The sequence below is a fragment of the Psychrobacter sp. PSP genome (assembly GCF_024085615.1).
Classification (GTDB): domain Bacteria; phylum Pseudomonadota; class Gammaproteobacteria; order Pseudomonadales; family Moraxellaceae; genus Psychrobacter; species Psychrobacter pacificensis.
On the sequence record NZ_JABLTF010000015.1, the window covers coordinates 415434 to 440362 of the forward strand.

21 protein-coding genes and 1 tRNA gene are annotated in these 24929 nt (G+C 44.1%); 7 read left to right on the plus strand and 15 right to left on the minus strand.

Going from position 1 to position 24929, the window contains the following annotated elements:
• Positions 1-483 precede the first annotated feature (483 nt).
• Positions 484-2202, plus strand: coding sequence for a proline--tRNA ligase (locus HL061_RS05840; protein ID WP_186475049.1), 1719 nt, complete (start codon positions 484-486; stop codon positions 2200-2202).
• 117 nt (positions 2203-2319) lie between these two features.
• On the opposite strand, the gene queF is transcribed toward HL061_RS05840, so the two are convergent.
• The 4 genes from queF to HL061_RS05860 all read right to left on the minus strand — a co-directional run bounded on the left by queF (position 2320) and on the right by HL061_RS05860 (position 5995).
• Entirely contained in the window at positions 2320-3189 is an 870-nt protein-coding gene (gene queF / locus HL061_RS05845) for an NADPH-dependent 7-cyano-7-deazaguanine reductase QueF (protein ID WP_071002227.1), read from the minus strand.
• An 84-nt stretch (positions 3190-3273) separates the two neighbouring features.
• Entirely contained in the window at positions 3274-4047 is a 774-nt protein-coding gene (locus tag HL061_RS05850; protein WP_071003675.1) for an ABC transporter permease, read from the minus strand.
• Between the two features lie 29 nt (positions 4048-4076).
• The gene (locus HL061_RS05855; protein WP_071002228.1) at positions 4077-5039 is read right to left on the minus strand and encodes an ABC transporter ATP-binding protein; all 963 of its coding nucleotides are present in this window, start codon (positions 5037-5039) and stop codon (positions 4077-4079) included.
• Positions 5040-5338: 299 nt separating this feature from the next.
• Entirely contained in the window at positions 5339-5995 is a 657-nt protein-coding gene (locus tag HL061_RS05860; protein ID WP_186475051.1) for a c-type cytochrome, read from the minus strand.
• A gap of 352 nt (positions 5996-6347) precedes the next feature.
• On the opposite strand from HL061_RS05860, the gene HL061_RS05865 reads away from it, so the two are divergent.
• Positions 6348-6424, plus strand: a tRNA-Arg gene (locus tag HL061_RS05865).
• Positions 6425-6693: 269 nt separating this feature from the next.
• On the opposite strand, the gene HL061_RS05870 is transcribed toward HL061_RS05865, so the two are convergent.
• A complete protein-coding gene (locus HL061_RS05870) occupies positions 6694-7056 on the minus strand; it encodes a hypothetical protein (protein ID WP_186475052.1) in 363 nt (120 codons plus the stop codon).
• 35 nt (positions 7057-7091) lie between these two features.
• Here HL061_RS05870 and HL061_RS05875 point away from each other — a divergent pair, with 35 nt between their 5' ends.
• Positions 7092-7892 carry an NAD-dependent deacylase gene (locus tag HL061_RS05875; RefSeq protein ID WP_186475053.1) on the plus strand — a complete coding sequence of 267 codons (801 nt, stop codon included), beginning with the start codon at positions 7092-7094 and terminating at the stop codon, positions 7890-7892.
• Positions 7893-8025: 133 nt separating this feature from the next.
• On the opposite strand, the gene HL061_RS05880 is transcribed toward HL061_RS05875, so the two are convergent.
• The 4 genes from HL061_RS05880 to HL061_RS05895 form a co-directional block, all read right to left on the minus strand.
• The gene (locus HL061_RS05880) at positions 8026-9021 is read right to left on the minus strand and encodes an adenosine deaminase (RefSeq protein WP_071002232.1); all 996 of its coding nucleotides are present in this window, start codon (positions 9019-9021) and stop codon (positions 8026-8028) included.
• 167 nt (positions 9022-9188) lie between these two features.
• Entirely contained in the window at positions 9189-9713 is a 525-nt protein-coding gene (locus HL061_RS05885) for a TPM domain-containing protein (protein WP_071002233.1), read from the minus strand.
• A gap of 98 nt (positions 9714-9811) precedes the next feature.
• Positions 9812-10999, minus strand: a complete 1188-nt coding sequence (locus HL061_RS05890; RefSeq protein ID WP_071002234.1) for a TPM domain-containing protein — start codon at positions 10997-10999, stop codon at positions 9812-9814.
• 117 nt (positions 11000-11116) lie between these two features.
• Entirely contained in the window at positions 11117-11743 is a 627-nt protein-coding gene (locus HL061_RS05895) for a LemA family protein (RefSeq protein WP_071002235.1), read from the minus strand.
• A gap of 1018 nt (positions 11744-12761) precedes the next feature.
• Between HL061_RS05895 and HL061_RS05900 the strand changes: the two genes are divergently transcribed.
• Positions 12762-14300 carry an alanine/glycine:cation symporter family protein gene (locus HL061_RS05900; RefSeq protein WP_071002236.1) on the plus strand — a complete coding sequence of 513 codons (1539 nt, stop codon included), beginning with the start codon at positions 12762-12764 and terminating at the stop codon, positions 14298-14300.
• Positions 14301-14520: 220 nt separating this feature from the next.
• Here the strand turns inward: HL061_RS05900 and HL061_RS05905 are convergent, their stop codons facing one another.
• Complete coding sequence (locus HL061_RS05905) at positions 14521-15141, minus strand: fasciclin domain-containing protein (RefSeq protein ID WP_093069503.1); 621 nt, start codon at positions 15139-15141, stop codon at positions 14521-14523.
• Between the two features lie 424 nt (positions 15142-15565).
• A complete protein-coding gene (locus tag HL061_RS05910) occupies positions 15566-16120 on the minus strand; it encodes a fasciclin domain-containing protein (protein ID WP_093069500.1) in 555 nt (184 codons plus the stop codon).
• 571 nt (positions 16121-16691) lie between these two features.
• Here HL061_RS05910 and metH point away from each other — a divergent pair.
• From metH to HL061_RS05925, 3 genes are read left to right on the plus strand one after another with little or no spacing between them, the layout of a single operon-like run.
• Complete coding sequence (gene metH / locus HL061_RS05915) at positions 16692-20495, plus strand: methionine synthase (protein ID WP_252962617.1); 3804 nt, start codon at positions 16692-16694, stop codon at positions 20493-20495.
• Between the two features lie 19 nt (positions 20496-20514).
• Positions 20515-20979, plus strand: coding sequence for a hypothetical protein (locus HL061_RS05920; protein ID WP_186475060.1), 465 nt, complete (start codon positions 20515-20517; stop codon positions 20977-20979).
• A gap of 43 nt (positions 20980-21022) precedes the next feature.
• Positions 21023-22471 (plus strand): AAA family ATPase, encoded by a 1449-nt coding sequence (locus HL061_RS05925; RefSeq protein ID WP_355457218.1) that lies wholly within the window; start codon positions 21023-21025, stop codon positions 22469-22471.
• Between the two features lies 1 nt (position 22472).
• Here HL061_RS05925 and HL061_RS05930 read toward each other — a convergent pair whose 3' ends face one another.
• The 4 genes from HL061_RS05930 to HL061_RS05945 form a co-directional block, all read right to left on the minus strand.
• Positions 22473-22973, minus strand: coding sequence for a hypothetical protein (locus tag HL061_RS05930; RefSeq protein ID WP_186475062.1), 501 nt, complete (start codon positions 22971-22973; stop codon positions 22473-22475).
• 26 nt (positions 22974-22999) lie between these two features.
• A complete protein-coding gene (locus tag HL061_RS05935; protein WP_186475063.1) occupies positions 23000-23146 on the minus strand; it encodes a DUF2256 domain-containing protein in 147 nt (48 codons plus the stop codon).
• A 15-nt stretch (positions 23147-23161) separates the two neighbouring features.
• Complete coding sequence (locus HL061_RS05940; protein ID WP_186475064.1) at positions 23162-23566, minus strand: hypothetical protein; 405 nt, start codon at positions 23564-23566, stop codon at positions 23162-23164.
• A gap of 262 nt (positions 23567-23828) precedes the next feature.
• Complete coding sequence (locus HL061_RS05945) at positions 23829-24848, minus strand: PD40 domain-containing protein (RefSeq protein WP_186475065.1); 1020 nt, start codon at positions 24846-24848, stop codon at positions 23829-23831.
• Between the last annotated feature and the right edge of the window lie 81 nt (positions 24849-24929).

Here is a 24929-nt window from a genome sequence, read left to right on the forward strand (position 1 = left end):
AGTAAATTCAAGTAATGGCTACCAATCTTCTACATAATACGTAAATCAGGCAATCTCCAAAACATACATTACCTTTGGCTTAAAAGCTTATAAACAACTCAATTATTCGAGCCTCATCTCAGCCTTTGTATAACGTTCGGTCTGAAAAGATAAAAAGTCATTGCGTCTTAGGCGAACTTTACCTAACATAGTCAGATTGTATGTATAAAATGTCAGTCTTTTAGCATTATCAGGCTCTTGCCCTGAATATCTTGCATTTCGGCATATTCATACCTTAAATCAAATTTGCCTCTCTTGTTTACTCTTATAAGAGTGGTTCTTACTGATGTGCTTTTTTATACCAGCATGTGAGTAACTAGGAAATACCCTAGAATATTGCTAAGTGATAAAGGTAAGCTTGCGGCGGCAATGAAACGATTAGCCATACGCTCAACATCCTACTATTTCTTATTTTTTTATCAAAGATAAGGTTACGCTTTATTTATGAAAGCCAGTCAATTTTTATTTGCCACACTAAAAGAAACCCCAAGTGATGCCGACATCGCCTCAAGCCAATTGATGGTGCGTGCTGGTCTTATCCGCAAGATCGCTTCTGGATTGTATATTTGGTTGCCCATGGGTCTGCGTATTTTGCAAAAGGTTGAGCGCATCGTTCGTGAAGAGATGCAAAACATCGGCGCACAAGAGTTGCTGATGCCGATGACGCAGCCTGCTGAGCTATGGCAGACCAGCGGACGCTTTGAAGACTACGGCCCTGAGCTACTGCGTTTCAAAGACCGTCATGATCGTGACTTTGTGCTGGGTCCAACGCATGAAGAAGTCATCACCAATCTGGCAAAAGGCGAGCTACGTAGTTATAAGCAACTACCGATTACTTTCTTTCAGATTCAAAGCAAATTCCGTGACGAGATTCGTCCACGCTTTGGTGTGATGCGCGCACGCGAATTTACCATGAAAGATGCTTACTCGTTCCATATCGATCAAGCCTCACTTGCTGAGACTTATCGAGATATGTACGACGCCTATACTCGTATCTTTAGCCGTTTGGGTTTTGACTTTCGCGCGGTACAAGCGGATTCAGGCTCTATCGGCGGCTTTGCCTCACATGAGTTTCATGTTTTGGCAGACAGTGGCGAAGATGACATTGCCTTCTCCACCATCTCTGACTACGCAGCCAATATTGAGCTTGCTGAAGCCATTAGCACAGGCGAGCGTCAGCCTGCGACCCAAGAGCTAACCAACGTTGATACCGTTAATATGCCAACCTGCGAAGCAGTTGCTGAGCATTTAGACATTCCACTTGCCACCACCGTGAAAACCTTGATTGTCAAAGGTCATACGCCAGAAGGCGAAGAGCAGTTGGTTGCGTTGGTACTGCGTGGCGATCATACGCTCAACGACATCAAAGCGGAAAAAATCGAAGAAGTAAACACGCCGCTGACTATGGCGAGCGAAGAGGAGCTAAAAGCCGCAGGACTGCTCAAAGGCTATATCGGTGTCGATCTAGATATCCCTGTGTTCGTCGATCGCGCAGCGGCTATTCTCTCTGACTTTGTCGCTGGTGCCAACGAAGTCAACAAACACGCAACCGGAGTCAATTGGGATCGTGACGCGCACATCACACGCATCGTTGATATCCGCAACGTACTCGAAGGCGACGCCTCACCTGATGGTCAGGGAACCCTACAAATCAAACGCGGTATCGAAGTTGGTCATATCTTCCAGTTGGGTGATAAGTACTCACAAGCACTTGGCTGCAGCGTCTCAGGCGAAGCTGGCAAGCCTGTAACCTTGATGATGGGCTGCTATGGTATCGGCGTCAGCCGTATCATCGCGGCTGCCATCGAGCAAAACCACGATGATAACGGTATCATATGGCCACAAACGCCTGATGTAAAAGACTCACTTGCGCCTTTTGAAGTGGCTATCGTACCGATGAAGTCAAAAGAAGAGACGGTCATGCAGACTGCCACTGAGCTTTATGAGATGCTAAAGGCCAAAGGTGTCAACATCCTACTGGACGATCGTAACGAACGCCCAGGGGTGAAGTTTGCTGATTTAGAATTGATTGGTATTCCACACCGTATCGTCGTGTCTGATCGTAACATCGCTGAAGACAAATACGAATATGTCAATCGTCGTGACGGTGAAAAAGAGTTGCTTAGCCGTGACGAGCTACTGGCAAAATTGGGCTGTGAATAAATCGTAGTCCAAGCATACAGCGTCAGTAAATTGAACGTCAGATATGTTTGATTTGAGACACAAGAAAAGCGCCTATCCCATTAAATGAGATAGGCGCTTTTTTGTACGACTTATAAATTATTGGCGAATCAGGCGACTCGGCGCAGGCAATAGTGCCATATCGCTAACACGGCAAGGATTGATATCGATACCGCCGCGGCGCGTGTACCATGCGCGTACCATCAACTCACTTGGCTGATAATGCTCGCTCAAATCTGCAAATATCTGCTCAACACACTGCTCATGAAAGCCGTTATGCTGACGAAAACTTAATATATAACGTAGCATATTTGCGTTGTTAAAAGTCTTGTCAGTCGTTATCGACACGGCTAGTGTGCCCCAATCTGGCTGATTGGTCACAGGGCAATTACTACGCAGCAGATTAGAATAAAAAACATAAGGCTGATTGCTGTTATTTGCCACACGTTCACTGCTCGCTTCTGTTACATCATTACTCAACAGTGATGCATCAGGATGCTCAGTTAACGCGATTTTTCCCGTGCTACCTGCCAATGTGTCATCAATACAAATACCTGTTGGCTGGGCAACCAGCAGGCTTGCTGCATCATTCAGCGTAAATAACTCCACCTGTACTTCCGCTTGCAAACAGGCTGACAGGTCTTTAGCGATCAACGCTTGAACGTCATTCCAACTGGCGAACTCAGTAAAATTGATACTGTTCAAATATAGCTTGAGCGATTTTGACTCGACAATAAAGGGCGAGCTGGCAGGAATACTAAACCGCGCCATCGCCACTTGCGAAATACCTTGTAGATTTAACCAAGAGATCTCGAATGCCTGCCACCAATCTACGCCGACCGTTAATTTGTCAGCGTGCCAGCCAATCACATCACGTCCCATACTACGTGCAATAGGATATAGCGTCTCTGGGCTATACTCAGTCGGATAATCGGTGGTTTGTTCTCCTAAAATACCATGAATACTCATTTACTTTCCTACTATTTAATCGTTAAACCCTAACTGCTCAACCGACAGCGCTTTGGGCATCGCTATCGCTTCACACGCTGACCATCACAAGCGCACGCGCGAACCGTTACTGAGCAAGCGATAAGCAATGGTATAAAATATTGCACAGAACACAAAAATCGCTGCCATCGAATACCAAACGTTGACATCAGAGTAGCCAAGAATACCGTAACGGAATGAGTTGACCATATACACGATAGGATTTAATAGCGAGATGTTTTGCCAAAATGGTGATAAATTTTCCATCGAATAGAACACGCCGCCAAGATAGGTCAGCGGCGTCAATACAAAGCTTGGAATGATAGAGATATCATCAAATGATCGCGCAAACACCGCATTGATAAAACCGCCTAATGAAAACAAGGTAGACGTGCCAAGTACCGTAAATACAGTGACAAATAAATGCTCAATACCAAGGTCAGTAAAGAATAACGCGACAATCGAAACAATGACACCGATGGCCAGTCCACGGAAGATACCACCGCTGACATAACCCATCAAAATTGCATGCTTGGAGACGGGTGAAACGAGCAGCTCCTCGATACTAGACGTGAATTTGGCACTAAAAAAGCTCGAAACCACGTTCGAGTAACTGTTGGTAATGATCGACATCATGATCAAACCTGGTACGATGAATTGCATGTAGGGCACGCCGCCCATCTCACCTACGCGCGAGCCAATCATCTTACCAAAAATGACAAAGTACAAGCTCATCGTAATCACTGGCGGTAATAGCGTCTGCGGCCAAATACGCAGAATACGGCGCACTTCTTTGAACCAAATAGTACGAAACGCAATCCACTTTTTACTCAGTGACATCGTTTTATTATGATCGATTAGTTCCTGACTCATAATCCCGCCTCCTTCATGCTGTTTGCACTTTCAATATTTTTGTCAACCAAGCGCATAAACAACTCTTCTAGACGGTTGGCTTTATTACGCATACTGCCGACTTTGATGCCTTTATCGGATAACTGATCAAAGACACCATTTAATGACTCGCCTTCTGTCAGGGTGACTTCTAGCGTCTGCTTATCTGGCTGGGAGATGTCTGTCACTCCAGTCAGAGCCAATTGCTCATTGAGCGGCGTCTCTAAATCAAAGACAAACGTCTCTACAGATAACTGCGCCAATAAATCTTTCATTTCTGTATTGATACGAATCTCACCGTGATCCAAGATCGCAATACGTTTACACAACTGCTCGGCTTCTTCGAGATAATGGGTGGTCAATATAATCGTGGTGTTTTCTTCGATATTGATCTGCTGCATAAACTCCCACATCGAGCGGCGCAGCTCAATATCCACCCCTGCTGTGGGCTCATCGAGAATCAGTAATTTTGGTTTATGAATCAAGGCGCGCGCGATCATCAGACGGCGTTTCATACCGCCAGATAAATCACGCGATTTGCTGTCACGCTTGTCCCATAGCCCCAGTGCTGTCAGCAGGCTTTTTGCGCGAGGTCTGGCTTCTTTTGCTGGAATACCAAAGTAACCTGCTTGCGTAATCAAGATATCTTCGACTTTCTCAAACATATTGAAATTAAATTCTTGCGGTACTACGCCAAGGTACTGTTTGGCAATCGAAGGGTTCTCTAATAAATCTGTCCCAAAAATATGGACACTACCCGTTGTTGGCTTAAATAGTGAACTGATAATGCCAATCATGGTGGACTTACCTGCGCCATTTGGGCCAAGCAGTGCAAAGAACCCACCTTGTGGTACGGTTAAATCAACCCCTTTTAACGCCGAAAACCCATTGTCATAGGTTTTGGATAAGCCTTGGATAGAAAGTGCTGGTACATCAGACATGAAGACCTCTTATTTTTTATCAATTTGTATAAAACACGATTTTAGAATAATAGGCCGTGTTGAACATTCGACTGTCATTATCATACTGACCGAGGCCATATAAAAATGTTCAACACGCTCTACTATCTAGAAGACACGGTGTAATCTCATAAAATGAGGCTGCTAATCGCAAATTTCAACTGCTTTATATTTGAAGTACCGTATTAATAATACTTATTATAAAAAAGCGCCTATCTCATTACTGAAATAGGCGCTTTATCGATAACTGTTGTAAGAGCCAGCAAAGCCGCTAGCAAAAATTAGCTGGCTTCTGCAACCATATAGTCTACAGCGTTTTGGACTTCTTCATCAGGAATGTCCGCGCCGCCTTTGGCAGGCATCGCATTGAAACCATTGATAGCATGGGTATATAGCGTATCTTTACCTTTCGCGATACGTGGTCCCCAAGCGCCAGCATCACCAAAGATAGGTGAACCTAACAAACCAGAGGCGTGACAAGTATGGCATACCGCATTGTATACTGCTTTACCATCACGAGGACCGTCACCAGCAGATGGGCCAGATGAGCGTGCTGTTACATCACACACTTCATCGTCTTCAAAACATACAGTTGCAACAGGTTGAATACGGGCAATCAGATTAGGATACAAAGCAATCAGCTTTTGTACTTGCGGCGTATCTTGCGGAATCGGCTCTTCGTCAGCGGCAGGCGCTGCAGCGGCGGTCTCTTCACCTTCTGCTGGAGCGGCACCATCAGCAGGTGCAGCGCCATCTGTTGTGTCTGCAGCAGCTTGGGGCTCACCACCTAGCGTTTGAGGTGCCTCTTCTACGACTTCTTGGCCTTCTGCGACGTCAGTCACAGTTACAGGCGTGTCGACAATATCTTCAGCTTGGCTCACCGCGATACTAGCGATTCCTAGAATGGCAGCTGCCGATAACATAACTACTTTTCTCATTCGTCACGTTCTCTTATTACGTATACAAGGACTAGCACGGCGCGGACATTCTGTCTGTCCTCCTTTGACGACCTCTAAGTCCTCAATAGCAGACAGCCATCCCGCGTGCCAGCGCACTTGCAATCGGTGATTATAAATATGAATTCTCCCCAACATTATAAGGGAAAAGGCAGGTAAATTGCCATGCTTGTTTAATGACTTGGCTGTTTTTTCTTAAAAAACCTCAATCACGACTGTCATTTATTGGCTTTATGCGTTTTATTTGTTAGACTAAGCGGTCTTTATTTCTAGGCATCTTATGCTGGTTATCATGCGCATCTAAGCGTGACAGTCAGACATATCGTTATCATATGCGCTCGTAGCTCAGTTGGATAGAGTATCGGTTTCCGAAGCCGAGGGTCGTGGGTTCGATTCCCGCCGGGCGCACCAATCATCGTATTTCACCCTTCCTCAGCATTACCTAAAACCTCTAAAGCCCTTTAATATCAAAAATTCAAGTCTTTCAATATTACTTGTCATTACCTAGTAGCCTCTATCAAGTGTTGTTAAATTTACTCGCAGCCTCTGACTTGTTATTCGTCACGTGACTATTTAATTGAGCCGCTTCTTTTAAACGGCCAGCTTGTTAAATGACCAGCTCTAAAAAAACTTTCTCTTAAAATACCCACTTGCTCTTTATCCACTGATACAAGCACCGCCTACTCTGCCTCTTGCAAATGAGTAGCAAGCTGGGCGCGGCTGGGCACGCGGTGATAATTGATCACAGAAATATCGCCCAAACGGCGCTGACCGGCTGCCAGTGTTTTATCGATGGTAATCATCGCCACTTTTTTATTGTGTTTACAGATGAGCAAATGCTTGGCTTTACGCATGACTTGATAATCAGGAAAATACTGCTTTAATAATGCGGATGTTTTTTGCAGGGCATCATTCGGTACTGTATTTTTTGACTTGGCACTACCGTGCTTTTCGCCTGCTTTTGCCCCGCGCGATTTCGCTACCAACCATAAAATTACGATGATGGCGATTAATATGACAAGCCACCAAATTCCGTCTATCATAAGTAAAAATATCCATTACTAACAAAGGTTGGCTCATGTTAGCAGAATTATCACCAGCGGTAATAGCAGAAGTAAAACTTGCGGCAACATTGTTGGCATCGAAAGAGCGCATTTGCATTTTGACAGGGGCAGGTATTTCTGCAGAAAGCGGCATCCCAACGTTTCGAGATAAGCAAACAGGGTTATGGGAAAACTACGGCGTCGAGGATTTGGCAACCCCTGAGGCCTTTACTCGTGATCCAAAGCTTGTATGGTCGTGGTATCAGTGGCGCAGGCAGATGGTCGCAGATAAAGTACCAAATCCAGCCCATCATGCATTGGCTCAGTGGCAGTATCATGCGCAAACCTCCGATCAAACAGTGACACTCATCACGCAAAATGTCGATGACCTACATGAGCAGGCTGGAAGCGCAGTGACTCATTTGCACGGTCAACTGTGGCGTGATCGCTGTGGTCAGTGTGAGATACCTTATCCAGAACAATCAAGAGCCGCCTATATTAAGCAAGATACGATACGTTTTGATGATAAGCTGATTACTTGTCCGCATTGCGACGGTTACATCAGACCAGATATTGTATGGTTTGGCGAAGCACTACCTGTACAAGCGTGGCAGACTGCCGAAGAGGCTGCGGCTAACTGTGATGTGTTTATCAGTATCGGTACCTCAAGCTTGGTTTACCCTGCTGCTGGACTCTCACAATTAGCCAAGCAAAATGGTGCGCAAGTTATCGAGATAAACCCTGACCCAACACCCGATACAATTGTTGATATCACATTAGCAGAGAAAGCTGGCGTAGTCTTGCCGCTACTCGTACAAGAGATCACTGATTTATAGCCTTGATGTTATAACAGATAGAGTAGATTGTAATTCGACTGTTTCATTGAGAAATCTATCTTTCACATCGTAAAAAAGGCTTAACGATTGATAGCAATCGTTAAGCCTTCGCGATCAAAGTAATCCGCCTTTATTACAATGCCGCGTCCACTTTCGCTAAGTAAGCTTCTTTTAGCTCGTCACTGATAAATGCCGATCTAAATGAGTTTTTTACTAACGTAATAATATCCTCTTCTGTTATCGGTAGATTCTCATATAAGTTGATAAAATTTTGGTTCACATAGCCCTTGAAATAGGCAGGATCGTCTGAATTGACGCTGATATTAAGCCCATAGTCTAAAAGCGCTTTGATATTATGCTCTTTGTAATTATCAAAAACTCGCAGTTCGATATTTGAGTTCGGGCAAACGGTTAGTGGCATTTGCTCGTCTTTGAGTCTCTGCATCAGCTCTGGGCTTTTTATAGACTGCACACCATGATCGATTCGATTGATATTCAGTAAGTCTAGCGCTTCGTAGATATATGAAAAGTCCGCTTCTTCGCCTGCATGAGCGACCAGTTTAAAGCCTGCTTCTTTGGCCTTTTTGAATACGTCTTTGAACTTCGATGGTGGGTTACCAAGCTCTGATGAGTCCAGACCAACACCGATGATGTCATCTTTAAATGCCATTGCTTGCTCTAATGTTTCAAACGCTGCTTCTTGCGATAAATGGCGTAAAAAACACATGATGATACAAGAGGTGATGCCGTACTTTTCTTTGGCATCGGCAAGCGCATCTTTGATACCTGTGATGACCGCTTCAAAAGCCACGCCGCGTTCGGTATGCGTCTGCGGGTCGAAGAATATTTCTGTGTGGATGACATTGTCTTCAACACACTTCAGAATATATTCCCACGTCAAATCATAAAAGTCGTCTTGGGTGAGTAAGACATTTGCGCCAGCATAGTAGATATCTAAAAAACTTTGCAGATTATTAAAGTTATAGGCGGCGCGCACGTCTTCTACGCTGTCATAAGGGATCTCTACGTTGTTCTTTCTTGCCAGTCTAAACATCAGCTCAGGCTCTAATGACCCTTCGATATGTAAATGAAGTTCCGCTTTTGGTAGTTTCTGTATTAAATCAATCATAGTATTCCAATAATGGTGTCATCGAGACGAGCCGTGGACAATTTATATATTTGTACCGTCTTTAAACGGTACGAACATTTTGCGTGCGATATTTTAGCATCAAAACCCTAGAGACGAGAACAGTCACCTTCGACTCTATCAATAATGCGCTTCAAGAGGCCGTATTACTATTTTAAAAATACCACGGTATCAGACAGCTCATTGCCTGCTGGATTGTGCTCAAGCTGATAGTACTGGCGCAGCACTTGTCCCACTTCATCCAACAATTGGGCCAAGCTCTCTTCTGTCTTCTTGTTGCTGATACCTGATACTGCTTTTTCGCACATAGCACGCCAGACGGTTGGGCTTACATGCGTGCTGATACCGCGATCCGCCACAATCTCTAACTGATGCTCGCAGATATTGACATAGATGAGAACGCCTGTGTTCTCTTCGGTATCCCAAACTCGATATTCACTAAACAGATCAATTGCTCGCTCGCGGCAATCCATATGATAAGCGTCTTGAATCGGTAAATGATTCTCTACAATCAAAAACACTTCACCACGATGTCCACGCTCAGCACGTGTCACTTGATCTGTTAGACGCGCGCGAGCGTCTGCCGTCAGCCACTTGCTATGCAGCAAAGGGACAAACAAGACCTGACGCCACCATCGAGCAAAGCTAGAAGTTGAAGCATGGTTTTCTGCCATTATTTTGTTTCCTAAAATACGTCATTGTTGATGATTACTGGTGTTTGGATAGTTGCAAACGTTCTTATTAAGACTCTAAGCTTTTACGAAGTAGACCGTTACCACGAGCCACCAGCACCGCCACCACCAAAACCGCCGCCACCACCACCAAAGCCGCCGCCACCGAAACCACCACCGCCAAAGCCGCCACCACTACCCCCACCCATACCGGGTAAGAAAATCATGCCACCGCCTCTACGCCCACCTTTACCGCCGCCGCCTTTGCCACCACCGCCGCCACGGGAAATCAAGAACATCCATATAAATATCGCCATGATCAATGTCATAAAAAAGCCGCCGCCAAGCGCTAATGAACCGGCGAAAAAGCCGCCTGCCGTGATAATAGAACCAAATACTCGGCCTAAGATGTTGGTAATAAAACTGCCAAATATCATCGCCATAATAAATAAGAAAATAGGTGATGGTAGCTCATCTGAGCCTTGCACGGCACTACGCTCAGCAGCTTGGGCATCAGCACGTGCCAATACCTCAGGATCAGCCGTTAGGCGTGTCTTAAGTGCATCCACGCCAGCCAGTATTCCAGCACCATAGTTGTTTTGCTTAAATAATGGTGTGATGTCCTCACGGATAATACGATTGACCGCAGCATCTGGCAATACACCCTCTAACCCATAGCCTGTGAGGATATACATGTCACGGTCATTGACTGCTACGACGATGAGCAGACCATCGTCAATATCTTTGTCACCCAATTGCCATTTTTCTGCAACCTGTAAAGCATAGTCAAATATAGGCAAACCATTGGTTGTTGGTACGATGACCACTGCTGCTTGTGCCAAACCCTGCTGATAAATATTTCTTAGCTGCGCCTCTAGACGCTGTTTTTCTTGCGGATTTAAGATATTGGCTTGATCAACGACTGGTTCATTCAGTATGAGTTTGTCAGCATCAACGCTCTGGGCACTTGAGGTTACTGGTGGCTGAGCTGGCGCTTGCGCACTAGCGGTTGCCTCATCATTTGCTGCGCTTTGATTAATAGCGTCATTACCAAGCACCGCGCCATTGATGGCATCATTATTTAATACCGCATCATTGATCGCTTCATTGGATTCACCAGCTTTGGCAATGGCTACCAAGTCTTCAACACTACGATTTTGCAGATTTGAGGGGCTATCTGTCGCTACAGCCGTGCCAACATCGTCACCAGGCGCAGCATGCAGCACTGATGCACCGCTGACGCTCAGTGTAAACAGTAATGCTGATAAGATTGCTTTTGAATTATTCATCTAATCTCTACCACCTCAAATGACATCTTTATAAATTAATAGACATTAACTAATAGTCATCAGCTAAATAAATAGAGCGGCATACACCGCTCTATTTTTGTATATTTCTAATACTTCCTACTCTGCTTTTGCAGAATCGCCAAAATCAACACTTGGCGCTGTCGAAATTGCATCTTCATTAGCAACGGTAAAGTTTGGTTTGGCATCCATGCCAAATACTTTTGCGGTGATATTGGTTGGGAACTGGCGCACGGTGGTGTTGTAGCCTTGCACTTCTTGGATATAGCGGTTACGAGCGACCGCAATACGGTTTTCGGTGCCTTCTAGCTGCGCTTGCAGATCTTGGAACAGCGCATCTGATTTTAGCTCAGGGTAACGCTCAGACACTGCCATCAGGCGTGATAATGCGCCTGTCATCTGATCTTGCGCAGCAGCATAACGCTCCATTGCTTCTGGGTCATTGAGCACTTCAGGCGTCACCGTGATGCCGCCCGCACGCGAGCGCGCTTGTGCCACTTGGGTGAACACCTCTTGCTCTTGTTCAGCATACTGCTGTACGACTTTGACCAAGTTTGGTACCAAATCGCTGCGGCGCTGATATTGGTTGACCACTTCTGACCACGAAGCCGTTACTTGCTCGTCTTGCGCCTGCAGATTGTTATAACCACAGCCGCTCAGACCGACAGTAGAAGTCGTCAATAGTGCTGCTAGCAACATCGGCTTCATAATAGATTTACGCGTCATCGTTGTTTCTCCTAATAATGATAAATAACAAATATCTGGTAACACGTTTTTTAATAATTTTTTTGCGTTTATGCCTTCACAATCATCTAACGGTCATATGCGTTCTATATTTTGTATAAAGGCACGTGCTTGTAGCTTTTATATCTACAGACACAACATGAAAAACCACTCATGCATATTGCTCAGTCTTATAAGCTACAAGATATACTGCTCATAATGACGCTATCATGATGCTTTTACAATTGACCGTTACCAAAACACAACCGCAATAACTGGGTGTCATTTTTTTGGTTATACCTTTATGTGATGCTATTACTTTTTAGATAGACTAAAGTTTATTAAATGGATTGCCAGTTCATAAATTCGCTTCTTTATCAAGGCTAATGATGCATAAATCGATGGTCCAAAAATAAAACTCATCCGTCCATACACAAAGAAATTTCTAGTAATTAGGACAAAAATATGGCAAATTGCAGTTACGTAGCCGTATGGTTTGAATACATTTGGTAGTGGACTTATAGCTTGATACGTATTAGCGAGTTGATCGATGTGTAAAGAAGACATTATTCAACTTACGAATACTCCACCAATACCATCAATTCGCCCTACCAACAGTGTAGCCAATCGGGACGGCTCATAGCAAATTAAATACCCTTATCATGAAGAGTATTTAATTATATAACCGCCTGTTTTATCCGCGGACTTATAATTCATCTCATTCATAACGTGATGATAGGACACCGCAGTAGTTGAGGCTGTAGAACAATCAAACACACAGCTGATATTAATGCTATCAATGACAAGCGCTATAAAAATAGTCTGTGTCACTGATAAAGCCAAGCGGATAAATACAGACAACTACAGTCCATTCTTGGTGGCTAAGCACGTATGAGACTTAAACTAATATAGATATGAGTCGATGCAGATAATTTAACTGCTTAACTTAAATAAGTAAGTTAACCAGTTAATTTACTCCTAGCATACAGAGCCACCTTGAGACAGTACTAGGAATATACATATGGAAGGTTTAGTTAACTTGGTAAACGGAATTATCTGGAGCCCAGCACTGATCTATCTGTGCTTGGGCGCTGGTCTGTTCTATTCCATCATGACGCGCTTCGTACAAGTACGTCTATTCGGTGAAATGATCAAACTACTATTCACTGGTAAGTCCAGTACTGATGGTATTTCGTCATTTCAGGCACTAGCCGTTTCCCTCGCAGGACGTGTGGGTATGGGTAACATCGCTGGGGTAGCTGCTGCTATCGGCTTCGGTGGTCCAGGTGCTGTATTTTGGATGTGGATCGTGGCGTTCTTAGGCGCGTCTACTGCCTATGTCGAGTCTACCCTTGCACAGATTTACAAAGAAAAAGATGTGGTAACTGGCGAATATCGCGGTGGCCCTGCTTATTACTTTGAGCGTGCCCTTGGTCAAAAATGGTACGGCATCCTCTTCGCCATCGCTTCTATTTTATCATGCGGTATGTTCTTACCTGGCGTACAGGCCAACGGTGTTATCAGTGCATTCGCACAGTTAATGGGCGAAGGTACAATCATGAACGTTGCAGGCCTAGAAGTTGGCTCTATGCGCTTGGTTGGCTTGGCCATTATCTTAGTCGTCTTAGGTGTCATCATTTTCGGTGGTATTAAGCGTATTGCAACCTTTACTGAGTTTGCCGTTCCATTTATGGCACTTGGTTACATCGTCCTCGCCTTAATCATCATGCTCAGCAACTTCAGCCTGATTCCAGATGTGTTTGGCATGATCATTGGCGATGCATTCACTGCACAAGCAGGTTTTGGTGCAGCAATCGGTTGGGGTGTTAAGCGTGGTATTTACTCTAACGAAGCCGGTCAGGGTACAGGTCCTCACGCTGCCGCAGCTGCTGAAGTTGAGCATCCATCACAGCAAGGTCTTGTTCAGGCATTCTCAGTATATGTTGATACATTGTTGGTTTGTTCTGCGACTGCATTCATGATCTTATCTACTGGCATGTACAACATCCAAGGTACACTACCAGATGGTCAGTTCATCGTTCAGAACGTTGCCGCTACGACTGAAATCAATGCGCCTGCGTTTACGCAGATGGCAATGGAATCGGTATACGGTACATTTGGTAACGCGTTTATCGCAATTGCTGTATTCTTCTTTGCCTTTACAACTATCTTAGCGTATTACTACATCGCTGAAGTAAACGTCGCTTACTTGACACGCTTCCTTGGTCGTAACGCAAACAAAACTGGTCTATTCCTCGTTAAAGTATTGATCATGGCGATGGTTGCTTATGGTGGTCTTAACTCAGCTGGTTATATCTGGGCCATCGGCGATATCGGTGTTGGTCTTATGGCTTGGCTCAACATTGTTGGTATCCTTGTTATCTTTATCGTGGCTCGTCCAACGCTTACCATGCTTAAAGACTACGAAGCACAACGTAAAGCTGGTGTGGCACGCTATAGTTTTGATCCGGCAAAATTCGGTATCAAAAACGCACCTTATTGGGAAGAGCGTCATCTAGCAGACCAAAAAAGAACGAATGTAGACCCACTACGTAAGTAATATAGATAATATGCGCTAACGTAGCTACTGCTCAATCTTATTCAGTCTTCCTAAAAGCCCGAGGCAATGGTCTCGGGCTTTTTTATTACAAATAAATAACGCAGATTTTTAAGATACCGCTGCTACGCGCCACCATCTTATAGACACAAAAAAGCCCAGCATTATAGCTAGGCTCTTTTACTCTTGTTAAGTCTCAGAGTGACTTAACTAACTATTAATCTTACTCAGGCATCAATACTGTGTCGATTGTATGAATCACGCCGTTGCTTGCCATGATATCAGTACCTGTGATGTTGGCTGTGTTACCAGCCGCATCAGTAATAACATTGTCTTCGCTGATTGAGATGGTTTTGCCGTTCGCCGTTTCGATATCGGTACCATAAGGGATATCAGCTGCTTTCACTTCCATTGGAACAACATGATAAGGCAATACGGTTTTTAATAAGTCTTTATTAGCCAATAGCTCGTCTTTGGTCACGCCTAATTTTTCTAATACAGGGGCAAATGCATCATCAGTTGGTGCAAATACAGTGTATTTGGTGTCTTCCATCAACATGGTGTCAAGACCCGCTGATTTTAGTGCCGCTGTCAGAATAGTGAGATTGTCGTTGTTTGCAGCGATTTCTGCGATGGTTTGTGTCGCTTCCATATTCATGTCATCTGCCATTGGCTCGGCTTCAACCATTGGCTCGGCTTCGGTCTCTGCTACTGGCTCAACCACCACTTCTTCAGTAGTAGCCTCAGGCTCAGCTGGGTCTGCGACTGTTTCAGTATCGTTACATGCTGCTAATGACATCGCTGCTGTTACTACTGCGATCGATAATAAATTCTTCTTTAACATGGGTCATTCCTTTTAATAATTGGATGTCTGGTTTGTCTAGCGAATAACTGTCTTTACTACATGAATAGCTGACGCTAATACGTATATCAATAATTGACATTTTTTAGCTATAGACAATTTGCTGTAAGTAATTATTCGCTATATCAATAGTTTCAATTCTAAATGTTTAATTTTTAATTGATACTTACTTAAGTAGTAGCACTGTATCAATCACGTATATACCATTGTTCACTTGTATATCGGTTATTGTGATGTATGAAGGATCGCGCTTATTGGTCATGCTCACTCATTAAAATAGGCGTTATTTATATCTAAATCATGCCAATTAAATAGTAAAACAGCCGTTATCTAATGAAAAATTCATCAAATAATGGCTGCTCACTAAATCTTCATAATATAAAAAATAATTATTTTTTAATGAATCTTATTTAGGTAGTAGCACTCTATCGATGACATGGACAACGCCATTGGTCGCTGAGATATCTGTTTTTACGATATTGGCAGTGCGACCGTTTTCGTCCATCAACTTACCTTGATTCGTCACCATTAGCGTGTCTTTGCTTGCGGTCATGACATTACCAGGTTTGACATCTTTGGCATACATGGCCATGTCGCCACTGATGACATGATAACCTAGTACTTTTCTTAGCATTGCTTTATCAGCAAACAGTTGCGCTTTAGTCATGCCAGTCTCTTTCATTGCCTGCATAAACGCCTCATTGGTTGGGGCAAATATGGTGTAGTGAGCGTTAGGATCAGACAGCATACCCGTTAGACCTGCTGCTTGTACCGCTTCTACTAAGACTGAAAAATCAGAATTACTTTGAGCAACTTGTACCACGTTCATTTTTGCCATTTGTTGGCTATGCATTGGCGGCTTCATATCTGCGCTTTTTGCTGGCATCATATTGTTACAAGCACTTAAGCCAGCGATAGAGATAGCTAGCGTGCCGATAGTCGCAATTTTAGTCAGTTTCATAACATTATCCTTAATGATTGAGTATGTATTCGCTTATTGTCTTATAGGTTATATTGTCTTCTGATATCAGTTGCTCGTGCTATTCAAACGCTTATTTCTTGATAAGCAAAATCTAGATAGACCAACAGAACAATAATAAATTTTTGCCCATAAGTTATTTATAAGAAAAACTTAACAAATGAATGATTGTCATTAAATAAAATTAACATGTATAAAACCTTTATCAACCTGCCTTTACGCAACTTTTTGTAGTACCGGTGTAAACTCTGTTGGACTTTTAAGCACAAGCGTTGGCTTTCATTTGCATAAGCAAAGCTTTATGTAATCCATAAACGAAATGATATTCATTTGTGCACATATTCTTTACGAAACAGAATTTAATGCTATGCTCAGCAGTTCAATGAATAGGTATCTGCTTGTCTATGGTAAAAGTAGAATGAACAGTATCCATGTGTGCTATATTTTTCATGCTAAAATAATTCAAATTTGATGTTTTCCTTTATAAGACTTTGTACTCTATTGGTTTGTTATTCCTTCCTTTTATAATATTGACGATATAAGCAGCGCACCTATGACTCAAACGATGACCTCACCGACCTCTTCTCAATCTGATACTACTTCTGATGCATCATCCGCTGATGACTTTATTTTGACGCCACCTGCTGTCTTTCCTTATAAGGAACAGCAGCTCACCGCGCGCGCCCGTATCACTGAGCAGATGGCTTCACGCATCTTGATGTTGGACGGTGCAATGGGTACGCAGATTCAGACCTATAAACTAGAAGAGTCAGATTATCGTGGTGAGCGTTTTGCCGATATCGACCAAGATGTGCGCGGCAATAACGATCTGCTCGTGCTCACGCAGCCGCAGATGATTACCGATATCCATCATGACCACCTAGCCGCTGGCGCTGATATTATTGAGACCAATAGCTTTAACGGTACGCGGCTATCGATGGCTGACTATGACATGCAGTACTTGGTGCCTGAGCTCAATAAGACAGCAGCCAAGATTGCGCGCGAGGCGGCCGATGAATTTACCGCCAAGACGCCTGAGAAACCGCGCTTTGTCGCCGGTGTGGTGGGGCCAACCTCACGCACGTGCTCGATATCACCTGATGTCAATGATCCTGCCTTTCGTAATATTACCTTTGATGAGTTGGTCCTAAACTACCGTGAAGCAACCTTGTGCTTGATAGAAGGCGGCGTCGATCTTATTTTGATTGAGACAATCTTTGATACGCTCAATGCCAAGGCAGCGATATTTGCCATCACGGGTGTGTTTGATGATATTGGCTTTGAGCTGCCTATTATGATTTCGGGTACGATTACTGATGCCTCAGGTCGCACGCTATCTGGTCAAACGGCAGAGGCGTTTTATAACTCGATCCGCCATGCCAAGCCATTATCCGTTGGCTTTAACTGTGCGCTTGGCGCGGATGCGCTGCGTCCGCACATCCAAACGCTATCGAACATTGCTGATACTTACGTCTCTGCGCATCCAAACGCGGGGCTGCCCAATGAGTTTGGTGAATATGACGAAACCGCTGAAGAGACCGCCGCCCTACTCGAAGGCTTTGCCAAAGCGGGAATCTTAAACATCGTTGGTGGCTGCTGTGGTACCACCCCTGAGCATATCCGCCACATTGCAGATATGGTGGCGAACTATCCGCCGCGCGCCATCCCAGAGATTGCGCCTGCCTGCCGCCTCTCAGGGCTTGAGCCGTTTAACATCACGCCTGATAGCTTGTTCGTCAACGTCGGTGAGCGTACCAACGTCACAGGCTCCAAGAAGTTTTTGCGCCTAATTAAGACCGAAGCCTATACCGAGGCGCTCGATGTCGCGCGTGATCAAGTCGAGGGCGGTGCGCAGATCGTCGATATCAATATGGACGAAGGCATGCTCGACTCGAAGCAAGCCATGATTCACTTCGTCAACCTCGTCTCAGGCGAGCCAGATATCAGCCGTGTGCCCCTCATGATTGACTCGTCCAAATGGGACATCATCGAAGAAGGCCTCAAACGTACGCAAGGTAAATCTGTCGTCAACTCCATCTCGCTAAAAGAAGGTCATGCTGAGTTCGTTGAGCGCGCCAAATTATGCATGCGCTACGGCGCTGCCATTATCGTCATGGCATTCGATGAAGACGGTCAAGCCGATACCTACGAGCGCAAAATCGAGATATCTAAACGCAGCTACGATGTATTGGTCAACGAAGTAGGCTTCCCTAGCGAGGACATTATTTTTGACCCCAATATCTTTGCGGTCGCCACGGGTATCATCGAGCACAACAACTACGGCGCGGACTTTATCAATGCCACGCGCTGGATCACAGACAACCTGCCCAATGCGATGGTATCAGGCGGCGTGTCCAACGTTTCGTTTAGTTTCCGTGGTAATCCGATTCGTGAAGCGATCAACTCTGTGTTCCTATTTCACGCGATCAAAAATGGCCTGACCATGGGTATCGTCAACCCGTCGATGCTTGAAGTCTATGACGACATCCCTGTCGAGGCGCGCGAGGCGATTGAGGACGTCATGCTCAACCGCAATCAAGGCGAAACTGGTCAGGATGCGACTGAGCGTCTGATGACGGTTGCTGAAAACTACCAGGATGGCGGCAAGAAAAAAGACAGCACCGTCGATATGAGCTGGCGCGAGGGCACGGTAGAAGAGCGCATTGCCCATGCACTGGTCAAAGGTATCACCACCTTTATCGAAGAAGATACAAAAGAAGCGTGGGAGAAATACCCCAAACCGCTAGAAGTTATCGAAGGGCCACTCATGGACGGTATGAATATCGTCGGTGATTTATTTGGCTCGGGTAAAATGTTTTTGCCGCAAGTGGTCAAGTCGGCGCGCGTCATGAAACAATCGGTCGCGTGGCTCAACCCGTATATCGAAGCGGAAAAAATCGAAGGCGAAGTCAAAGGTAAAGTCCTGATGGCAACCGTCAAAGGCGACGTCCATGATATCGGCAAAAACATCGTCGGCGTGGTCCTCGGCTGTAACGGCTACGATATTGTCGATCTGGGCGTGATGGTGCCATGCGAGACCATTCTCGATACCGCTATCAGAGAGAAAGTCGATATCATCGGCCTATCAGGACTGATTACCCCGAGTCTCGATGAGATGGTCTATGTCGCCAAGCAAATGCAAGAGCGCGGCATGACCCTGCCACTGATGATCGGTGGTGCCACCACATCTAAAGCGCATACGGCCGTCAAGGTCGAACCGCAGTATCAAAACGATGCGGTCATCTATGTCTCTGATGCCTCGCGCTCAGTCGGCGTGGTAACCAAGCTGCTATCCAAAGAGCACCGTACCGCCCTCATCGATGAGACCCGCGAAGAGTATGTCAAAGTCCGCGAGCGTCTGGCAAAGCGTCAACCAAAAGCGGCGAAGCTGACTTATGCTGAATCAGTTGAGGGTGGTTTTCAATACGATTGGGACAACTATACCCCGCCTGTACCGAATCAGCTCGGTCAGGTGATATTGGACGACTACCCTATCGATAAGATGCTGCCCTATATCGACTGGACGCCGTTCTTTATCTCGTGGGGTCTGGCAGGTAAGTATCCAAAAATCTTGCAAGATGAGGTCGTTGGTGAAGCGGCGCGTGATCTGTTCGATAATGCGCAAAACCTGATGCAAAAAATGATTGATGAAAAGTTAATCATCGCTAAAGGGGTGTTTAAAATTGCTCCAGCCAAACGCACCGGCGCAGATACGATTAGCGTTTATGACAAATCGCCTACAGATGGTGGCCAACCTACGCATACCTTTGAGCATCTGCGCCAGCAATCGGATAAAGCCAGCGGTAAGCCAAACTTTAGCTTGGCCGACTTTATCTCACCATCAGAGCAGCACACTGACTATCTAGGCGGCTTTACCGTCTCCATCATCGGTACTGAAGATCTCGCTGAAAAGTATAAAGCGGCAGGCGACGATTATAACGCCATTATGGTACAAGCACTATCTGATCGCCTAGCCGAAGCCTTTGCCGAGCATTTGCATGAGCGCGTCCGTAAAGACTACTGGGGCTATCAGGCTGATGAGACTCTAACCAACGATGAGCTGATTAAAGAAAAATACGTTGGCATCCGCCCAGCGCCTGGCTACCCTGCCTGTCCTGAGCATACCGAAAAAGGCAAATTGTTTGATTGGCTCGGTACGGTCGAGGCAATTGGCACGACTTTGACCGAAAGCTATGCGATGTGGCCTGCGTCATCGGTCAGCGGCTTCTATTACTCGCATCCTGAGAGTGAGTACTTTAACGTCGGTAAAATAGGCCGAGATCAGTTAGAGGATTATGCCGAGCGGAAAGATTGGGATATAAAGACGGCTGAGAAGTGGTTGAATCCGAATTTGTAGGAATATTTAGGTTTTAGATATGGAAGAAACTATAAAGCTTTGGTTTAAAGAAGGATATACAGATTTCGATTCAAGCGAAGGTTTGAATCGAGACCGTCCTTTTGAGTTAAAACGCCTGAACGTTATTGTAGGAGCCAATAACTCGGGTAAAAGTCGTTTTATGCGATATTTTGCTTATTCCACCAGCAACGAATTACAGATTATATATAAGACACCTAATTCTATTCTAGAAGTTTTGAATAATACTGAGCAGTTTTTTAGAGGTTTAAATAAAGATATTGATATCGGAACAAACATTACAGATTTTCAAACGTACCACAATCTTGAAAGCAACTACCAAAGCCTAATCAGCAGAGTAAGAGGGGTAAAAAATAGGCTTGAAAATACTTCCACAAACTCATTAAACTCATATCCACATGATTACGAAAGAAATATATTAGATAAATTTCCAAGGCAGAAGCTTAACTTCCCCCCCAATAGATGATTTAGAAGATATTTTAGAAAGTCTCGAGTCTAAAAAAAATAGGATTTACACATTAAAATTACATAGAAATATTTTCTTTTACATAGATACTTTGAGAAGCCTCAAAAACTTAAAGTCTATAGAAAACACTAAAAATTTAGTATCTCCTCTATTATTACGTACTCATCAGGACTACAGGTTTTCAAAGGAGCAAATTATTTCGGGTGAAGACTTCTTTGATTTTTTAACAGATTCATTACTAGGTATGCCTGAAGAACGCCAAAGAATTTATGATTATCAAGTCCAGCTTTCTCATTATTTCTTCAACAATGAAATTATTACCCTTATTCCTCATCGTAAAGAGGAAAGTTTACATATCAAAATAGGAGAAGCAAAACAGTTCCCTATTTCACAATTAGGTGATGGTCTACAGCAAGTTATTATTCTTACTTATAAGGCTTTCTTAACAACTGAACCCTCCTTCTTTTTTATTGAAGAACCAGAAATGCATTTGCATGCAGGCTATGTCAAACAACTGATGAAGTTCTTGCTAAATGAAACTGATCATTACTATATGGCAACCAGTCATTCTAATTATCTACTTGATATGATTAACGAAGATAATCGCATTGCTTTATATCGTGTAGATAAAAAACAAATGAATGACGAAGAGAACAAATACGAGACGGTAATCAAACGTTGTGATGGTGACCGTACTGTATTGCAAACACTTGGCGTATCGCCTTCCTCAGTATTTTTAGCCAATTGTACAATTTGGGTAGAAGGCATCACTGACCGTCTATACTTTGTTCAATACTTAAAGAAATATCTAGAAGAGCTAAAAGAGATTGATAAAACTAAATGGGAAGACTACTCACGCTTTATCGATGGTTATCATTATGCGTTTGTGGAGTATCAAGGCTCAAACTTAGAGCACTGGGATTTCGAGGTTGACTCTTTAGAAGCGGTCGATAGCAGTAAGAATAAGGGTCTGAATGCAATACTTATCACTTCTAATGCCTTAGTGATCGCAGACGCTGATTTAACGAAAAAGCCTAGATTCAATGAACTTGAAAAACAGCTAGGAGATAAAATAGCTATCACTCAAGGCAAAGAGACTGAAAACTCATTGCCTAAGAAATTTCTCATAAAGAAGTTTTTTGAGATGTGTCCTGATAATGGATTAGCTAAACAAGGGAATAAAAAAAAGCTCGACTATAGCGATGATTATGAAAAGTATTTTACTGACAGTTATCAGACATCAACTAAAGGAGTAGGCAAATATTTTGATAATGTTTTAAGTAAAATGCGTAAGGATGGGGTCATACCTAAGCTAGAAAATAATGAAAAATCTTTTACTTTTTCAAATGGTAAGCAAGGCACTATTAAAAGTAAGACAGGTTTTTGTCGAGATATAGTTGAACTGATGCAAAGTGAGTCATGGAAACTAACACCATCAGCAACAGAGTTGTGCGAATCAATATTTCAGCATATAAAGGCTAACAACTATTAATTTATAATTTTGGAATGAACAACACATCGTACAAAGCTTCTATACTGTCGTATTTAGTGAACTGTCCCTTGTTAATTGTCCGTATGTTAGGTCGCTCAGCCTTCACTCCCTCCGCATTACCTTTTGTATGCTTCGCTACTTTAGTATTTTCTAATCCAGTTAATGGCTGTCCAGCTTCAGACCCAAAAAAATAAAACGAGCACAATTCTAAAGTATGTTCATCGAATTCTATCCAAACAATACATCCTGAAGGTTTATTAGCTAAGCGTATATTAACGTTTTGACCTGATTTTTTAGCACCAAATTTTGAGGTTTTCAGTTGAATATGGCGAACAACACTGTTTTCTTCGAGAACAATATCGCAACCTGCGTTATCGACTTCAGGTTTCATGACCTCCAATTGACAGTCATCTTTTTGCCACGAAAGTTTAAGCATTTCACCAATAAATAGACGTTCAATAAGTTTTTCTCGGAAACTTGAATGTTCAAAATGCTTGCTCATAATTTACCTTAATACTTTGTAATAACTCAATCCGCTTTACCCTTCCCCCGCCGACACCGCTCAGAACAATACACGACCTGCTCCCAATCTTTCTCCCACTTCTTACGCCAGGTAAAAGGGCGTTGGCACACGGGGCAGGTTTTTTGTGGTAGGTTTTGTTTTTTATGTGCCATGATGACCCTTACCGATTACTCATAACCGTCAAATATTTTATTGAGGCGATTGAGACTGTTGACAATAAGCTTACCAGATTGATCGGTGCTGCTGTCAATCGCCAGCTTCTCATCCATACGCATCGTTAGCGGTGCAAGCGCATCTTTGAGAGCGTGTGCTATCAGCGCGGCCTGCTCTGTGACATCGGTGGTAGATGCTTGATCGTCAGCACGGCTCGATAGACTCTGAGCCATCTGCTGTGCCAATTGCTCGAGCGCGCCCACCAGTTGCACCATCAGTGCTTTTTGCACGTCTTGGTTTTGCTTGAGGTACTCGCCCTCGGCTTTATGATCATGCTTATATATTTGTAGCAATTGGCTCACGCTTTTCTCAAAGCCATTATCGATGCTATCGCTGACAACTTTGGCATTATTGATCACGCACGCTATCCGCGAGGATTTTTTGTGAGGCGAGCTGCACCTCCATCTGAGTTTCTAACCGGGCCTGACGCTCCGCCTCTCGTAAGCGCGCGATGTGCTCTGGACCATTTTTGGTTTTTAATCACTCAGTTACATAGTTTGGTATGACATGAATGACGATTGCTCGACTTGATGCCGTTATATTTCTATTTTTAGAATAGACTTATGTTTGTTTATTAATGATTATATATACATTTCATTACATAATATATAGCTGTGGCTATTAACGACCCCATATCGGTGAGCGTACGACGCCACCATTTTGGCTATTAATGGCGTAACTTGTGTTCCCTAAGAGCGAATGAATGACCAAATCGCCACCTTTTTGACGTCCTAAACTTTGACCGCCTACTTGCCCGCTGACTTTTGAAAAACGCGTTGGGTAGACCGCATAATTTCCAGAAGGAGATAGACGTGCCGGTTCATCGAGTCCAGTTTCTGCCAGACTAACTACTTGTCCAGTCGCTAGTGTCATGACAGCCGCCTTACGACCATTTAGGTAAGCCATGCGCTGACCATCTACACTGAGCTGAGGACTGGCGACATAGCCATTTGTCGGTACAGGTACGGCTTTACCAGTCGCGAAGTGATAACGATAGATACGTGGGCGCCCAGCACGGACTTTGTCACTGGTATAAACAAAGCTTTTGCCGTCAGCGGCATAGCTGGGCTGTACCTCAGTGCTCGGTAGTGTCGTTAATTGCTCAGTTTTCCCATCACTTAGGCGCATCTTATAAATATCAGCATTGCCGCCGACCGTAGAGCTATAGAGCAGATATTGACCATCAGGTGAAAATGACGCTGACATATTACTGCCTTCAGCATTGACGACCAGATTGCGCGTTTTGCTGCTTTTATCATAAATATATATTTTAGGATGCTCGCGCGGGGCTTGTTTGCTATAAGCAAGCAATTGACCATCAGCCGACCACGCTGGCGCATAGATATAGCCTGTGATCTGATCGATGAGCTGACGATCACTGCCATCAGGACGGATGCTATAGAGTGTCGATACTTTTGCGCTCCCTGACCCTTGCTCTTCCACATAAGCAATGTGTCCTTGACGATCAATGGCAGGCATAGCAGCGGTCAGTGGATTGCTATCCACTGTGCTGGTCGGCTTTTTCATTTCAGCACTAGGCAGTGTCTGACAGCCAGTGAGAGCCACCAATATAGCGATCGTCGTCGCCCCTTTCATCGTGATGTTATTCGTGGTTGGTTTTGACATGATAGGTTTAAACATAAAATAGTATCCAATAAAATCGCTAAGGTGTAACAGCAGCTTTACGCTAGTGTAGCGCAAAATTCGACAAACTTTGGACGA